The organism is Psychromarinibacter halotolerans, assembly GCF_029168315.1.
GTDB lineage: Bacteria > Pseudomonadota > Alphaproteobacteria > Rhodobacterales > Rhodobacteraceae > Psychromarinibacter > Psychromarinibacter halotolerans.
The window spans coordinates 1-14,962 of record NZ_JARGYD010000002.1 but is presented as its reverse complement, the minus strand read 5'-3'; the positions used below and the strand labels follow the sequence as shown (position 1 = coordinate 14,962).

20 protein-coding genes are annotated in these 14,962 nt (G+C 67.1%); 7 read left to right on the top strand and 13 right to left on the bottom strand.

The window, feature by feature from the left end; genetic code table 11:
• Positions 1-7 precede the first annotated feature (7 nt).
• The 3 genes from P1K30_RS04950 (at position 8) to P1K30_RS04940 (ending at position 2,479) form a co-directional block, all read left to right on the top strand.
• Positions 8-517 (top strand): TRAP transporter small permease, encoded by a 510-nt coding sequence (locus P1K30_RS04950; RefSeq protein WP_275631586.1) that lies wholly within the window; start codon positions 8-10, stop codon positions 515-517.
• On the top strand, positions 514-1,818 hold the full coding sequence (locus P1K30_RS04945; protein WP_275631585.1) for a TRAP transporter large permease: 1,305 nt from the start codon (positions 514-516) through the stop codon (positions 1,816-1,818). Before P1K30_RS04950 ends, P1K30_RS04945 begins: the two co-directional genes overlap by 4 nt.
• 73 nt (positions 1,819-1,891) lie before the next feature.
• Positions 1,892-2,479: a VOC family protein gene (locus P1K30_RS04940; protein ID WP_275632269.1), complete on the top strand. Its 588-nt coding sequence runs from the start codon at positions 1,892-1,894 to the stop codon at positions 2,477-2,479.
• A gap of 143 nt (positions 2,480-2,622) precedes the next feature.
• On the opposite strand, the gene P1K30_RS04935 is transcribed toward P1K30_RS04940, so the two are convergent.
• The 4 genes from P1K30_RS04935 to P1K30_RS04920 are packed head-to-tail and all read right to left on the bottom strand — an operon-like array spanning position 2,623 to position 6,580.
• Positions 2,623-3,372, bottom strand: coding sequence for an SDR family NAD(P)-dependent oxidoreductase (locus P1K30_RS04935; RefSeq protein WP_275631584.1), 750 nt, complete (start codon positions 3,370-3,372; stop codon positions 2,623-2,625).
• Positions 3,365-4,522 (bottom strand): SAM-dependent methyltransferase, encoded by a 1,158-nt coding sequence (locus P1K30_RS04930; RefSeq protein WP_275631583.1) that lies wholly within the window; start codon positions 4,520-4,522, stop codon positions 3,365-3,367. Before P1K30_RS04930 ends, P1K30_RS04935 begins: the two co-directional genes overlap by 8 nt.
• Position 4,523: 1 nt before the next feature.
• Positions 4,524-5,294 carry a DUF1365 domain-containing protein gene (locus tag P1K30_RS04925; RefSeq protein WP_275631582.1) on the bottom strand — a complete coding sequence of 257 codons (771 nt, stop codon included), beginning with the start codon at positions 5,292-5,294 and terminating at the stop codon, positions 4,524-4,526.
• Complete coding sequence (locus P1K30_RS04920; RefSeq protein ID WP_275631581.1) at positions 5,291-6,580, bottom strand: NAD(P)/FAD-dependent oxidoreductase; 1,290 nt, start codon at positions 6,578-6,580, stop codon at positions 5,291-5,293. Before P1K30_RS04920 ends, P1K30_RS04925 begins: the two co-directional genes overlap by 4 nt.
• A 222-nt stretch (positions 6,581-6,802) precedes the next feature.
• Here P1K30_RS04920 and P1K30_RS04915 point away from each other — a divergent pair, with 222 nt between their 5' ends.
• Positions 6,803-7,324: a sigma-70 family RNA polymerase sigma factor gene (locus tag P1K30_RS04915; RefSeq protein ID WP_275632268.1), complete on the top strand. Its 522-nt coding sequence runs from the start codon at positions 6,803-6,805 to the stop codon at positions 7,322-7,324.
• On the top strand, positions 7,321-7,956 hold the full coding sequence (locus P1K30_RS04910) for a ChrR family anti-sigma-E factor (protein ID WP_275631580.1): 636 nt from the start codon (positions 7,321-7,323) through the stop codon (positions 7,954-7,956). Before P1K30_RS04915 ends, P1K30_RS04910 begins: the two co-directional genes overlap by 4 nt.
• Before the next feature lie 64 nt (positions 7,957-8,020).
• On the opposite strand, the gene P1K30_RS04905 is transcribed toward P1K30_RS04910, so the two are convergent.
• The gene (locus tag P1K30_RS04905; RefSeq protein ID WP_275631579.1) at positions 8,021-9,163 is read right to left on the bottom strand and encodes an alpha-D-ribose 1-methylphosphonate 5-triphosphate diphosphatase; all 1,143 of its coding nucleotides are present in this window, start codon (positions 9,161-9,163) and stop codon (positions 8,021-8,023) included.
• 49 nt (positions 9,164-9,212) lie between these two features.
• Here P1K30_RS04905 and P1K30_RS04900 point away from each other — a divergent pair, with 49 nt between their 5' ends.
• Positions 9,213-9,887, top strand: coding sequence for a DUF1045 domain-containing protein (locus P1K30_RS04900; protein ID WP_275631578.1), 675 nt, complete (start codon positions 9,213-9,215; stop codon positions 9,885-9,887).
• On the opposite strand, the gene phnN is transcribed toward P1K30_RS04900, so the two are convergent.
• Genes phnN through P1K30_RS04865 form a run of 7 tightly spaced genes read right to left on the bottom strand, consistent with a single transcriptional unit; the run spans position 9,869 to position 14,243 of the window.
• Entirely contained in the window at positions 9,869-10,411 is a 543-nt protein-coding gene (gene phnN, locus P1K30_RS04895; RefSeq protein ID WP_275631577.1) for a phosphonate metabolism protein/1,5-bisphosphokinase (PRPP-forming) PhnN, read from the bottom strand. The two genes, P1K30_RS04900 and phnN, sit on opposite strands and share 19 nt — an antisense overlap.
• Complete coding sequence (phnL, locus tag P1K30_RS04890; protein ID WP_275632267.1) at positions 10,408-11,091, bottom strand: phosphonate C-P lyase system protein PhnL; 684 nt, start codon at positions 11,089-11,091, stop codon at positions 10,408-10,410. Before phnL ends, phnN begins: the two co-directional genes overlap by 4 nt.
• Positions 11,088-11,345: a hypothetical protein gene (locus tag P1K30_RS04885; protein ID WP_275631576.1), complete on the bottom strand. Its 258-nt coding sequence runs from the start codon at positions 11,343-11,345 to the stop codon at positions 11,088-11,090. Before P1K30_RS04885 ends, phnL begins: the two co-directional genes overlap by 4 nt.
• A gap of 2 nt (positions 11,346-11,347) precedes the next feature.
• On the bottom strand, positions 11,348-12,136 hold the full coding sequence (phnK, locus tag P1K30_RS04880) for a phosphonate C-P lyase system protein PhnK (RefSeq protein ID WP_275631575.1): 789 nt from the start codon (positions 12,134-12,136) through the stop codon (positions 11,348-11,350).
• Positions 12,123-12,524 (bottom strand): VOC family protein, encoded by a 402-nt coding sequence (locus tag P1K30_RS04875; protein ID WP_275631574.1) that lies wholly within the window; start codon positions 12,522-12,524, stop codon positions 12,123-12,125. Before P1K30_RS04875 ends, phnK begins: the two co-directional genes overlap by 14 nt.
• Positions 12,521-13,393 (bottom strand): alpha-D-ribose 1-methylphosphonate 5-phosphate C-P-lyase PhnJ, encoded by an 873-nt coding sequence (locus P1K30_RS04870; RefSeq protein ID WP_275631573.1) that lies wholly within the window; start codon positions 13,391-13,393, stop codon positions 12,521-12,523. Before P1K30_RS04870 ends, P1K30_RS04875 begins: the two co-directional genes overlap by 4 nt.
• Before the next feature lie 4 nt (positions 13,394-13,397).
• A complete protein-coding gene (locus tag P1K30_RS04865) occupies positions 13,398-14,243 on the bottom strand; it encodes an EamA family transporter (protein ID WP_275631572.1) in 846 nt (281 codons plus the stop codon).
• Between the two features lie 89 nt (positions 14,244-14,332).
• Here P1K30_RS04865 and P1K30_RS04860 point away from each other — a divergent pair, with 89 nt between their 5' ends.
• Positions 14,333-14,590 carry a hypothetical protein gene (locus P1K30_RS04860; protein ID WP_275631571.1) on the top strand — a complete coding sequence of 86 codons (258 nt, stop codon included), beginning with the start codon at positions 14,333-14,335 and terminating at the stop codon, positions 14,588-14,590.
• Positions 14,591-14,595: 5 nt separating this feature from the next.
• On the opposite strand, the gene P1K30_RS04855 is transcribed toward P1K30_RS04860, so the two are convergent.
• On the bottom strand, positions 14,596-14,962 hold a 367-nt coding region (locus P1K30_RS04855; protein WP_275631570.1), incomplete at its 5' end, for an endonuclease domain-containing protein.

Below are 14,962 nucleotides of genomic sequence, written 5' to 3'. Positions count from 1 at the left end.
CGGCTGAATGCACGCGATACGAAAACTGGCGGACGGGCTGATCGGCCTGTCCGCCATTCTCGGCACGCTCGGCCTTCTGGCCGAGCTTGTCGTGATCCTGATCGACGTCATCGGCCGGGCCCTTGGCTCTCCGCTGTATGGCGCGCAGGACGTCACCACCATGTCGATGGTCATTCTGGTGTTCGGCGCGATGGCGCTGTGCGACCGGGCTGGTGGCCACATCTCGGTCGACCTGCTGGAAAACCGTTTTCCCGGCTGGCTGAACCGCATCCTGGATATCGTGTCGGCGCTGTTCGGGGCCGTGATCTTCGCCGCGCTTGCGTGGACCGTGATGGAAAGCGCGAAGCTGTCGGTGATGCTGAACCTGTCGACCAACCTGATCAAGCTGCCGAAGGCGTGGTTCCAGTACGCCCTGTCGGTCTTCGCCATCGTCACGGCGCTGGGCATGTTGCTGCGCGCGGTAGAGCTGACCTTTACCGACCGTGACGTGCGCAAGGAAGGAACCCCCGAAGCATGACCCCCGCCGCGACCGGCCTTGTGGGCATTATTGCCCTGTTCGTTCTGTTGGCCCTGCGCATTCCCGTCGCCTTCGCCATGTTCATCGTGGGTTTTGTCGGCATCGCCGCGCTGAACGGGTTGAACGCCGCCACCTCGCTGTTGGCGTCCGAGGCGTTCACGCTGGGCTCGTCGGCGGAACTGGTGGTGATCCCGCTGTTCATCCTGATGGGCAACATCGCCTCGGTCACCGGCATGAGCCGGCGGCTGTACGACGCGGCCTATGCCGTGATCGGCCAACTGCGCGGCGGCCTGGCATCGGCCACGGTGATCGGCTGCGGTGGCTTCGCCGCGCTGTCCGGGTCATCCGTCGCCGCCGCGCTGACGATGGGCCGGGTGTCGCTGGCCGAGATGGACCGCTTCAACTATGACACGCGGCTGTCCACCGGCGTCGTCGCCGCGGGCGGCACGCTGGGCATCCTGATCCCGCCGTCGACCGGCTTCGTGATCTACGCGATCCTGACCGAACAAAGCATCGGCCGCCTGTTCCTGGCCGGCGTGCTGCCGGGCATCCTGCTGCTGTCTTTGTTCCTGCTGACCATCACCGTGATCTGCTGGATCCGCCCCGAAATGGGGCCTGCCGGTCCGCGTACGACCATGTCCGAGAAGGCGCAGGCGATGGCGGGCGCGATCCCGATCCTTGCGGTGATCGTGCTGACCATCGGCGGCATCTACGGTGGCATGTTCTCTCCGACAGAGGCCGCTGCGGTGGGCGCGGGGGCGGTCGTGCTGATCGGCTTCGCAATGCGCACGCTGACGTTGCGGACGCTGTGGAAGGCCAGCCGGGATTCCATCGTCACGACGGCGACGGTCATGCTGATCCTGATCGCCGCGCACCTGATCAACCCGTTCCTTGCCCTGTCGCACATCCCGCAGGCTGTGGGCGAGTTCCTGACCGGGCTGAGCCTGCCGGTGACCGGCGTGCTGGTCATCATCCTGCTGATCTATCTTGTGCTTGGCTGCTTCCTCGAGGGCTTCGCAATGCTGGTCCTGACGCTGCCGATCTTCTTCCCGGTGGTCACGCAGCTGGGCGTCGATCCGATCTGGTTCGGGGTGCTGGTGGTGCTGACGCTGGAGATGGGGCTGATCTCTCCTCCGGTCGGGATCAACGTGTTCATCGTGAAGTCGGTGGCGCAGAATGTGTCGCTGGCCCGGATCTTCCGGGGCGTGCTGCCGTTCTGGCTGGCGATGATGGCGGCGGTGGCGATCCTGATCGCCTTCCCGCAGATCTCGTTGTTCCTGCCGGATACGATGATCCGATAGCTGGCAATCCCTCCCCGCTGGGCTAAACTTCGCATAAGCGAAGCCGGCAGGGGAGGGCGCCATGAGCAAGGACATCCGGAAGATCCAGACGCAGGGGGTGCATCATATCACCCTGATGGGCGCGGACCGGCAGACATCCATCGACTTCTGGGAGGGCGTGCTGGGCATGCCCTTCATTTTCGACCAGCCCAACCTGGACGACCCGGAGCAGGGCCATTTGTATTTCGATCCGGGCGACGGGCGGCTGATCACGATCTTCACAAAGGAAGACCGGGCCGTCGACCCGCGCCGGACGCCCACGGACACCGGCTGTGTCCACCACATCGCCTTCAACGTCAGCCGCGCGAGCTTTAGCCAGGTCGTCGAGCGGCTGGAAGCGCGGGGCATCGGACATTCCGGCCCGAAGGACCGGGGCTTCATGGATTCGATCTATTTCAAGGACCCGCTGGGGCTATTGATCGAATTGGCCTGCTATCGCTTCGAGCCGCCCGAGGGCCACCGCCACGCCGACGTGATGATCGAGGCGCACCGCATCCGCGTGGCGCGCGGCGACGATCACATCCAAGAGGTGCATCTGGCGGACGCGATCGAGCTGTTGGTGGAACGGTCGCAACAATCGCTTTCGGACGACCGCAGCGCGAAGAACCCGTATTCGCGCTAGGCGCTGTGCAGATCCGGCGGGCTTGGGGGGCCTTGCCCCCCGCGTATCGCTGGTGCGCATACGAAACGCAAAGGGGCTCTGCCCCCGTCACGCTGGCGCGTGACTCCCCCGAGGTATTTCGGAAGAGAAGAAGCCGGACCGGGTCAGGTGAAGATTTTCTGGAACCACGACAGCGGCAGGTGGCGGCCCACAGTGAACAGCCACGCGAAGGGCTTGGGGAAGCTGTGCGAGAAGCGGTTCGAGCGGATGCCTTTCAGGACCTCTTGCGCGGCGGCGTCCGGTTCCATGATCTGCGGCATTCGGAAGTCGTTCTTGTCGGTCAGGCGGGTGCGGATGAAGCCCGGATTGACGCGCTGGACGGTGACGCCGGTGTCCTTCAGGTCGGCGCGCAGGTTTTCCGCCAGATGCATGACCGCCGCCTTCGATGCGCCGTAGCCCACCGCGCCGGGCAGGCCCGCGAAGCCAGACAGCGATCCGATCAGGACGATGCGGCCTCGGCCACGGCGCAGCAGCGCCGGGACCACCGCGCCAAGGACGTTCACGCAGCCTATGAAGTTCACCTGTGCCATCTTGCGGACGGCGCCGGCGTTCCAATCGGTCGCCTTCACGGGCTCGTAGAACCCGGCGCCGAAGATGATGCCATCGAAGTCGCCCGCGGCGAGCACGGCGGCCTGCGCCGCGTCCGGGTCGGTGACGTCCAACGGCAGGGCGCGGGCGTCCGTCAGGCCAGCGGCGAGGTCGTTCAGGCGGTCTTCGCTGCGGGCGGACAGGATCAGGCGGGCGCCCTTGGCGTCCAGCGCCTCGGCCACGGCGCGGCCAAGGCCCTCGGACGCGCCGACGATCCACCACGTCTTGCCACGAAACGGGCCGGTGTCTGGCTCTGTATCAGGCATGGGCGAGTTCGACCTGCACGACATCGGTGTTCCCCACCGCGAAGGCGGCCGAGCAGATGCCAAGGTAATAGCGCCACGAGCGCAGGAAGCGTTCATCGAACCCGAGCGCGCGGATGCGGTCGGCCTGCGCGTCGAGCCGGTCCTGCCATTCGGCGCAGGTACGGGCATAGTCCTGCCCGAACGAGAACACGTCCTTCACCGCAAGCCCGGCGCGGCGTGCCTGTTCGGCGATGCGGTCGTCGGACAGCAGCATGCCGCCCGGGAAGGTGTACTGCCGGATGAAGTCGGACGTGCGCCGGTAGAGGTCAAAGCGGTGGTCCGGCACCGTGATCGCCTGCACCACCGCGCGGCCCCCGTCCGACAGACGGTTTTTCAGCGTCGCGAAATAGGTCGGCCAATAGGCCTCGCCCACTGCCTCGATCATCTCGATCGACACGATGTGGTCGTAGGTGCCCTCGCTTTTGCGGTAGTCCTGCAGCCGGATGTCGGCGCGCCCGTCCAGCCGCGCATCGGCATAGCCCTTCTGGGCGTGCGAGATGGTCAGCCCGGTCACATGCCGGCCCTGATCGGCGGCGCGCTCGGCAAAGCCGCCCCAGCCGCAGCCGATTTCAAGGATGCGCTCGCCTTCGGGCAGGCGGTCGAGGATGCGGTCGTACTTGCGGTCCTGCGCGCGCGACAGGTCGCCGTCCTCTGCCGTGTAAAGCGCCGAGGAATAGGTCATGCCGGGGTCCAGCCAAAGCTGGTAGAACTCGTTGCCGACGTCGTAATGGGCGCGGATGTTGCGCGACGCGCCGGTCGGCGAATTGCGGCGCAGGATGCGGTCGGCGATGCGGAACTTCAGCGTCTGCCAGAACCCGGCGTCGGTGAAGCTGTCGAACTCGTCGTAGTTTTCCAGCGCCAGACCGATCAGCGTCGCGATCGACGGGGTGTCCCACAGGCCGGCGACGTAAGCCTCGCCCAGCCCGACGTCGGCGCGCGCGGCGGCGGCGGTCACGACGGACCAGTCGTGGATTTCCATCACCGCTTCGGGCGCGCCTTCACCGAATGTCAGCCAGTCGCCCTCGGGCGTCCGAAGGCGCAGCGTGCCGTTCTTGATGCGCGCGCAGCTGTCTAGGAATTCGCGCCGGACGCGGTCGCTGAGAAACGGCATTTCAGGTGATCTCCTTGGCGGGTGGTTCTGGTCTTGGACGGTAGCGCGCTCCCTTGAGTTTCAAGACGAGAGCCTGCCAGTAGATTAGGGAAATCGTCCGCATCGCGCCAAGAGGGCGGCGCAGGCTGGCGGCGACGATCCCGCGCGAGGTCAGCGGGCGGCGCGGACCCGTCAGCGTGGCGATCAGGCCCTCGTCCCCGTTGCGATGAACGATGCGGATCGCGATGCGGTCGGGGCGCATGTCGAAGGTGAATTCGTAGTCGCCCGCCACGTCCTGAAACGGCGAGACGTGCAGCGCCTTCTGCGCCGTGATGCGGTCGTGGCGCGTGATGGGGGCGAAGCCGGGCAGGTGGCACAGGTAGCTGTGGCGGTCGTGGAACGGCGTCGACACCTCGGCGATCACGGCGCACAGGCTGTCGCCCTCGAACGCAAGCCAGAAGCTGACCGGGTTGAAGGAATAGCCAAGAAACGACGGCTGCGTCAGCAGCAGAAGCTGCCGGTCGGCCAAGGGGCCCGGGGCATCAAGGTCGAACCCATGTGCCGCAAGCGCCTCGCGCGCCCAGTCGGCGCCGCGTCCGTCCCCCAGCGGGCCGCCGTGGTCGCGGTCGCGCACGGCAGCCACGTTGCGCCGGTTGCGCGAGAACAGCCACGGCCCGCCACGATAGGTTGGGTCGATCAGCACATAGTCCACGCCGTAGCGGAACCTGTTGCCGATCGACCCGCGCCGGATGTGAGTGGTGGCGCATGGAATATGTTCGGGGGCGTGGGTCACGCCGCCTGCGTCTGCGGTGTGGCGGCCTGCATCGCGCGAACGATGCGAACCGCGCTGGCGAACCCGTCCTCGTGGAACCCGTGCCGGGTCCACGCCCCGGCGAACCAGGTGCGATGGGTGCCCTGCAAACCGTGCAGTCTTTGCTGCGCGGCAAGAGCGGCCTCGTCGAACACCGGATGGCGGAAGGTCGTCTCGTCGTAGGTCAGTGCCTCGTCCACCGGGGTGGACGGGTTGAGCGTGACGAACAGCGGGTCGCTTTCGGGAATGTTCTGCAGCCGGTTCATCCAGTAGGTCACGCCGATCGCGGTTTCGGGGCGGCTTGTGTCGGCCTTGTAGACCCAGCTGGACCACGCCTGACGGCGGCGCGGCATCTGGCGGGTGTCGCGGTGCAGCACCATGCGGTTGTCCTGGAACTTGATCGCGCCGAGCGTCGCGCTTTCGTCGGCAGAGGGGCGCGCCATCAGGCGCAGCGCGACGTCGGAGTGACACGCGAAGATCACGTCGTCGTAGCGTTCGGACCCGCTTGCGGTGCGGATGGTGACACCGGCGGCGTCACGCTCGACCGCCTGCACAGGCGTCCCGGTCCGCATCGCAACACCGTGGCCGCGCAGGTGGTGTTCCAGTCGGGTGACGTATTCGCGGCTGCCGCCGTCGACCGTCCACCATTGGTGCTGGCCCCCGGCCGACAGCAGGGCGTGATTGCGGAAGAATTGCACCAGCGCGCGGGCAGGGAAGTCGCGGATCTTGTCGGTGGGGGTCGACCAGATCGCACCGCAAAGCGGGGTGAGATAGTAATCCTGGAACCATGCGCCAAGGTTCAACTCGTCCATGAGGTCGCCGATGGTCCCGGTGCCGGCATAGCTTTCGGCCCGCGCGTTGAACCGCAGGATGTCGCGCACCATGCGGGCGAAGCCGGGGCGCAGGGCGTTGCGGGGCTGGGCCAGCATCGCGCGCAGGCTGCGCAGGGCGTACTCGATCCGGCCATCGTCGATCGTCGCGCCGAAGCTCATGTCGCTTTTCGCCACGGGCACGTCGAGATCTTGGAACATGCGGGTCAGGTGCGGATAGGTCGCGTAGTTGAAGACGATAAAGCCCGTGTCGACGGGCTGATCGCCGCGCAGGCCCGCGGTGACGGTGCGGGCGTGACCGCCCAGCCGGGGGGCGGCTTCGTACACGGTGACGGGCCGGCCCGGGGCCAGCAGATAGGCGGCGGCAAGGCCGGAGATGCCGCCGCCGATGATGGCGACGCGGCCCTGCGGCGAGGTCTGGACGAGATCGAGCGACATGAGTTCCCCTCGGGGTGCTTTAACCGGTTACGCGAGCCGCAAGATTGCGGATCATTTTTTGATCCGATGCTGCAAGTGTTCCGTAAGAACGGTATGCTTATCGGAAACGTGGAACCTGCCGACCTCGAACCGCCTGATCTTTCAGGTCTTCTGTCGGCGCAGACGGGGACCCGAAAGACGGTGCTTAGTAAGCGGGCCGAGTATTCGGACCAGACGTTATGGATGCTGGCGGTGCGCGACACGCGCGACCGGGTAGCGTTCGGTCGCCTGTTCGACCATTTCGCACCTCGCCTGAAGGCGGTGGTGCTGCGGTCGGGCAGCGCGGAAGGGCAGGCCGAGGAAATCGTGCAGGAGGTCATGCTGACCGTCTGGCGCAAGGCCGCTCAATTCGATCCGGAACGGGCGCAGGTTTCGTCCTGGATCTATCAGATCGCGCGGAACCGTCAGATCGACGTTGTCCGCAAGGAAAACCGGCCCGTGCCGGAGGAACTGGGATACGAGGCCGAGGCTGAACCGGATGCAAGCCGGGTCATCGCCGTCGAAGAGGAATCGGGCAAGCTGCGTGCGGCACTGGGGGCGCTGACCCCCGAGCAACGCAGCGTGATCGAGAAAGCCTATTTCGGCGAGATGACCCATCAGGACATCCGCGACGATACCGGGTTGCCGCTGGGCACCATAAAGTCGCGGATCCGGCTTGGGCTGGAACGGCTTCGCCATGAACTGAAAGGACTGCGAGACGAATGACGCAGATTGTGCATCACGTACCGGAACGGTTGCTGGTGGCCTATGCCGCTGGCACGTTGCCGCAGGCGTTTTCGCTTGTGGTCGCGGCGCATGTTTCGATGTGCGACCAGTGCCGCGCCGCTTTGGAAGCCCACCATGCGGTGGGTGGGGCGCTGCTGGAAGACGAGCCGAAAAGCGACCTGTCGGAACGGTTGAAGGCGGACCTGATGTCCCGGCTGGACGACGCCGTGCCGGACGAACCCGTCTATCGCCGTGAAGGGCCGTTCCCGGCCCCGGTGGTTGCGGCCATGCAGGGCCGCGGCCCGCGCTGGACGAAGCTGGGCGGCGGCGTGAAGCAAAGCATCCTGTCGGCGGATGCCACCGGATCGGTGCGGCTTTTGTCGATCCCCGGCGGGCAGGCCGTCCCCGACCATACGCATGGCGGGCTGGAACTGACGCTGGTGCTGCAGGGCGCTTTCGCGGACGAGACCGGGCGCTTTGGCGCCGGCGATCTGGAAGTCGCGAACGACGATCTGGAGCACAAGCCCATCGCCGAGGCGGGGCCGGACTGCATCTGCCTTGCCGCGACCGATGCGCCGCTTCGGTTCCGGGCGCTGGTGCCCCGGCTGTTGCAGCCGTTGTTCCGCATCTGACAGAGCCGCACGCAGCACGATCTTCCAGAAGGTCGTGCTGCGCAGGATTCTCTAGAGGGTCCTGCTACCCCACCCGCTGACCGCGCGACCAACTGCCCCGGATCACCGGGAAATTGTCTGTCGGGCGCACGCGCACCAAGTCGGCGCGGCGGCCTTCGGCAAGTTCGCCGCGATCCGCCAGACCGGTTGCGGCGGCGGGTGCGGCGCTGACCGTCCGGATCGCACGCGGCAGGTCGTCCCAGAACGCGCCCAGCCGGAACGCCGACAGCATCAGCGCCGCCGGAACGTAGTCTGACGACACCACGTCCAGCAGATCCAACCCCGCCAGTTCCAGCGCCGAGACGTTGCCTGAGTGCGATCCGCCCCGGATGATGTTCGGCGCGCCCATCATGATCGCGATGCCCTGTTCGCGGCAGGCGCGGGCGGCCTCGACGGTGGTCGGGAATTCGGCCAGCCGGATGCCGTGCGCGGCCGAGGTCGCGACGTGGTCCGCCGTGGTGTCATCGTGGCTGGCCAGCACGGCCCCGTACCGGGCGGCCTCGCGCACGGCCAGCGCCTCGTGCCGGTCGCCATAGGCGTCGCGCAGGGACTTGAGGTGGGTGAAGTGCTCTTCGACCTCGGCCTCTGTCATGTGTTTCTTGCCCATCAGGTAGTGGCGCAGCTTCGACACGTCGCGGAACTGGCGCTGGCCGGGCGTGTGGTCCATCAGGCTGACGATGCCGACACGGTCGCGGGGGCCGAATTCTTCCATCTCCTCGGCCAGCGTGGCCGAACAGATCTCGGCCCGCAGGTGCAGGAAGTGGCTGATCTTTGTCAGGCCCGCGTCGCGCAGGCGCAGGATCTCGGACGCAGTCGACCGGGCGTATTTGTCGTACCGCCCCTTACCCTCGGTGATGGACCCCACGCGCAGCGCGTCGAACACGGTTGTGATGCCGGTCGCCGCAAGCTCGCCGTCATGGGCAAGGATCGCGGGCGCCAGCGGCCAGTCGACGCCGGGCCGGGGCTGAATGTGACGTTCAAGGTTGTCGGTGTGCAGCTCGACAAGGCCGGGGACGATGTAATCGCCGTCGCAGTCGATGGCGCCCGTCGGCACGTCCGGGGTTTCTTCGACCGACGCGATGGTGTCGCCGTCGAAGGTGAGGCGCCCGTGCGCCACGCGGTCGGACAGCACGATGCGGGCGTTGGCGAGGCAGGTTTCCTGTGACACAGGGGTGTCATCTGTTTCTGCGATCCGGGACGGCGGGAAAGGGGAATTCATGTCAGACTACACCCGATATGCGATCTATTATCTGCCGCCCGAAGGCCCGCTTCAACGGTTCGGGGCGGAATGGCTTGGTTGGGACGTGGGGCGCGGCGCAGCGGTGCCGCAGCCCGATGTGACGGGGATCGCCGAGATCACGGCGACGCCCCGCAAGTACGGTTTCCACGGCACCCTGAAGCCGCCGTTCCGGCTGGCCGAGGGGTGCGCCGCCTATGACCTGCACGCGGCCGTCGCGGCGATGGTCGCCGACCAGCCGCCCGTGCGGCTGGATGCGCTGGTGCCCGGCGCGCTGGGCCATTTCCTTGCGCTGAAGCCCAAGGGCGAGACTGCCGCGCTGGCCGCGATGGCGGCGCGTTGCGTGGCCGAACTCGACGCCTTCCGCGCCCCCGCGCCCGAGGCCGAACTGGCGCGGCGGCGCAAGGCGGGTCTGAGCGCGCGACAGGAAGAGATGCTGCTGCGCTGGGGCTATCCCTACGTGTTCGACGATTTCCGCTTTCACATGACCCTCAGCGGTCGCCTGCCGCCGGACGAACTGACCCGCGTGCTGGCCGAGGTCGAGGCGCGTCTGCCCGCGCTTCCCGAACCCTACATGATCGATCAGGTGGCGCTGGCGGGCGAGCGTTCCGACGGGATGTTCGAGCTGATCCATCGCTACACCTTCACCGGGTAAAGGGCGTTCAGCGCGGCCGCGACCGTTTCGTCCAGTGACCCGTCGTTCGAGATCTCGATGACGGGCACGCCCTCGGGGATGCCAAGGGCCGAACGTTCCAGCCGCTTCGCGATGCTGTCCGGCGTTTCGCGGCCACGGCCCTGAAGGCGGCGGGCCAGCGTTTCGGGCGTGGCGGTCAGCGACAGGATCGCCGAGTTCGCAAAGGCGCGCTTCATCTCGGGCAAAACCGACCGAGACAGGTTCACCAGCAGGTCGGTGCCACCGGCCAGCTGGTCGCGCACGGTGGCGGGGATGCCGTACAGCAGGCCATGCGCGGCCCAGTGCAGGCAAAAGGCATCGGCGGCCAGCAGTTCGGCAAAGCGGTCCTCGGTGACGGGGGTATAATCCTCGCCGCCCAGACCCGGCGCGCGGGTGATCACCCGGCGTACCAGTTCGATGGATGGGCGGCGCTCCGCCAGCGCGGTCATCACGCTGTCCTTGCCGACGCCCGAAGGGCCGACAACGGCGATCAGGCGCCCGGTCATGCCGCCCGCGCCGGGGTGAAGGCCGACACGTCGATCTGCCGGTCGCAGACCCGGTCGCGCGCGTCCGCGTCGTGGAAGATCCCGACGATCGCCGCGCCGCGCGCTTTGGCCTCTTCGATCAACGTCAGCACCGTCTCGCGGTTGATCGCGTCAAGGCTTGCGGTCGGTTCGTCCAGCAACATCGCCGGGAACGGATGAGCGAAACCGCGCGCGATGTTCACGCGCTGCTGCTCGCCGCCCGAGAAGGTGGTGGGCGACAGCCCCCACAGGGTGCGCGGGATGTTCAGCCGGGTCAGCAGGGTTTCGGCCCGTTCGCGGGCGGCGTCGGTCCCTCTGCCGGTCGCCAGCAGCGGCTCCATCACCACGTCCAGCGTCGGCACCCGGGGCACGACCCGCAGGAACTGCGAGACATAGCCAAGGACGGTGCGCCGCAGCTCGAGGATATCGCGCGGTTCGGCTGTGGCGACGTCAGTCTCGCCGACCCGGATCGAGCCCGAGGCGGCAAGGTAGTTGCCGTAGATCATGCGCATCAGCGTGGATTTGCCCGCACCGGATGCGCCGGTCAGCGCAACGCATTCGCCGGGCGCGACGGACAGGGTCGCCCCCTCCATCACCGGAATGGCGGCGCCGCCCTGATTGTGCAGGCGAAAGGTCTTCGTCACATCGCGGATCTCGATCATAGCCAAGTCTTCCATTCAAGCAGCAGGTGGGCGCCAAGCGTGGGCAGGGATACACCGCGCAGCGTCGCCGAGGCGCCATCGGTCGGGCGGGGTTGCGGTTTGGTGGACGCGAGCAGCATCACGACGGCAGGACAGAGGCTTATGCCGCTGGTCTGCCGCGAACCGATCCGGCCACCGCGCTCCTCGGCCACCGACGCGCGGGGCATGGCGAACGGGGCAAAGCTCTGCCCCGACCGTTCGTATGCAACACGCATGGTCACACCTGCAGGACCGAGCTGACAAGCAGCTGGGTATAGCCATGCTGCGGGTCGTCCAGCACCTGATCGGTCAGGCCGGTTTCGACCACGTGCCCGTCTTTCATCACCATCAGCCGGTGCGCCAGCAACCGCACCACGGCCAAGTCGTGGGTGACGATGACGGCGGACAGGCCCATGTCGCGGACAAGACCGCGCAGCAGGTCCAGCAGCCGCGCCTGCACGCTGACATCCAGCCCGCCGGTGGGTTCGTCCATGAACACAAGGCGGGGTCCGGTCACAAGGTTTCGGGCGATCTGCAACCGCTGCTGCATGCCGCCGGAAAAGGCGGTGGGGCGGTCGTCAACCCGGTCGGCGGCGATCTCGACCCGGCCTAGCCAGTCGATCGCGGTCTCGCGGATCTCGCCGTAGTGCCGCGCGCCGACGGCCATCAACCGCTCTCCGACGTTACCGCCAGCCGACACGCCCATGCGCAGCCCGTCGCGTGCGTGCTGATGAACGAAGGCCCAGTCGGTGCGGCCCAGCATCCGCCGCTCGGGCTCGGACATGGTCAGCGTGTCGCGGGGGCCATCGGCACGGGTGTCGAAAATGACCTGCCCGCTGTCCGGCGGCAGGTGCCCGGCAAGGCAGTTCAGCAATGTCGACTTGCCCGACCCGCTTTCGCCGACGATGCCCATGACCTCGCCCGGGTACAGGTCGAATGAGACGTCGGCACAGCCGATGCGCGCGCCATAGCGGCGGGTCAGGTCCCGGACGGACAGCAGCGGGGTTACGGGGTCATCGCGGGTCATAGCTGAACTCCAACCGGGCGCCGCCGGGTTCGTTGATCATGAAATGCACCTTCGGCCCGGCGCCCGAAAGCTCTGGCGCGAACTCGACCGCGACACCCGGCCAGCCGCAGACGCGGTCGTACAGGCGATCCAGCGCCTCGCGCGTCGGCACCCTCAGCGCCACATGGTGCAGGCCGACGTTCGCGTGCCGGTCGAAGTCGCGAAGGTCGTCGCCCTTTTGCTGCCAAAGGGTCAGCTTCGCATGGCCGTTGGTGACGTAGATCGCCGGATAATCCGGGTTGCCACCGAACCGCGTCCAGCCAAGCCCGTCGATGAAGAAGCGGGCCGAGGCGTCAAGATCCGACACCGTCAGACCAAGATGGTCGATCCCAAGATGATCTGCGGTCATGCCGCGTCCTCCGCCAGCGCACCCGCGTGCCCGGCGGCGCGCCGGCCTTCGCAGTAATCGGTGTCCGAGCAGACGAACATCCGCCCGCCCGCATCGTCGGTGATCACCTCGTCAAGGTAACTGTCGTCCGCCCCGCACAGGGCGCAAGGATGCGGCGCCTTCGAGGCGTCGAAGGGGTGATCCTCGAAATCAAGGCTGACCACCTTCGTGTAAGGCGGCAGCGCATAGATCCGTTGCTCGCGCCCCGCGCCGAACAGCTGGATCGCCGCCATCTCCATCTTCGGGTTGTCGAATTTCGGGATCGGCGAGGGATCCATCACATAGCGGTCCTCGATCTTCACCGGATAGGCGTAAGAGGTCGCGATGTGTCCGTGCCGCGAGATGTCCTCGTACAGCTTGACGTGCATCAGCCCGTATTCTTCCAGCGCGTGCATCTTCCGCGTCTCTGTCTCGCGGGGTTCGAGGAACCGCAGCGGCTCGGGGATGGGAACCTGATAGACAAGGATCTGGTCCTCGGTCAGGTCCTCTTCCGGGATGCGGTGGCGCGTCTGGATCACGCTTGCCTCGGCTGTGCGGGTGGTGGTCGCGACGCCGGCGGTCTTCTGAAAGAACTTCCGGATCGACACCGCGTTCGTGGTGTCGTCCGCGCCTTGGTCGATGACCTTCAGCGTGTCGTCCGGGGTCAGCGTCGCCGCTGACACCTGCACCCCGCCGGTGCCCCAGCCATAGGGCATCGGCATCTCACGGCTGGCGAACGGCACTTGGTACCCCGGCACGGCCAGCCCCTTGAGGATGGCGCGGCGGATCATCCGCTTTGTCTGCTCGTCGAGGTACGCGAAGTTGTAGTCGGCAAGGGTGTCGTCACTCATGGTCCTAGGTCCGGTTCAGGCGCAGCATGATCGCGCCGGTCAGGGTCATTGCGGTCGACACGACCTTGGCGAGGCTGATGCGCTCGCGCAGGACGGTGACGCCGATCAGCAGGGCGAAGACGATGGAGGTTTCGCGCAGGGCGGTGACAAGGGCGATGGGCGCCTGCGTGAAGGCCCACACCACGAGAAGGTAGGCAGTGAAGGACGCGCCGCCGCCAAGGAAGAAATGCTTGCGCAGCCGCAGCGCGTCGCGGATCACGGTCGGCCGCACCACCGCCCAGCCCGCAAGGAACGCGATGCCGTCGATGGCGGCGAGCCAGCCGTAGAACCCCAGCGCGCTTCCGGCCAGTCGCGCGCCGTGCCCGTCGATGATCGAATACCCGGCGATGAAGCCGCCGGTGATCAGCGCCAGCAGCGCGGCCTTGCCCTGAAACAGCCCGTCCGCCTTGCGTGCAAGGCTGGTCGAGGCGATGCCGACCGAGATGATCAGGATAGACGCAAGCTCGAAGGTCGAGAAGGTCTGGTGAAAGAACAACGCGGTGCCGATCACCACAAGCAGCGGCGAGGCACCGCGCGCGATGGGATAGACCTGCGTCAGGTCGCCGATCCGATAGGCCTGAATCAGGAAGACGTTGTAGCCAAGGTGCAGCGCCACCCCGGCCAGCAGCCACGGCCAGACCTCGGGGGCGGGGACCCCGGCGAAGGGCAGCAGTACAAGGCCGAACAGGCCCTGACCCACGATCACGGCGGTCATCGACGCGGCTTTGTCCGCGCCGCCCTTGACCATCGCGTTCCAGATCGCGTGCAGCAGGGCCGCCAGCATGACGATGGCGAAGACGGTTCCGGTCATCCGCGGTCTCCTTGCCGTGGTCCGCGGCGTGTCAAAGTTGCGCCGCGTTCTTCGGTCAGGCTGTGGCCAAGCCAACCGAAGGATGCCCGATGTTCCAATCCGTACCCTGCCGCGAAACGGTCAGCCTGCTGTGGTCGCTGGTGTTCGGCGCGGGCGACGCCTGCGTGTCGCTGTCGATGTGGTCGGTTCTGGGCGCGCTGATCCCGTTCGGCGTGGCGGTCTTCGCGCTGCAATGGGTGGTGAAGCGCCTGCTGTTCGGCCGTCCGTTCGCCCCCCGCGGTCGAGAGGTCGCGCCACCGCTGCGGGCCGGTCAGCGCCGCGCCGCGCACCTTCGCGAAGGCGACTGAGCGCGTCAGGCAAGCCTGAGCCGCAGGTCCTCCAGCACGCCGGGCAGGTTGGTCAGAACGTCCGGGTTCCAGTAGCGCAGCACGGTATAGCCCTTCGCCGACAACCAGGCGTCGCGGACGTGGTCCCGCGGGTTCTGTGCATGCTGGCCGCCGTCGACCTCGATCACCAGCCGGCGCGACGGGATCAGGAAGTCGACGATGTAGGGTCCGATCGGCGCTTGCCGCAGGACGGACAGCCCCATGAAACGATGCGCGCGCAGCTGATGCCACAGACGCTTCTCGGCCTCGGTCATCGTGCTGCGCAACTGCTTCGCGCGGGCCCTTTGGGTCGCGGTGCGGAAGCCGGTCATCGGGGTTCCCTGTTGCCTTGGG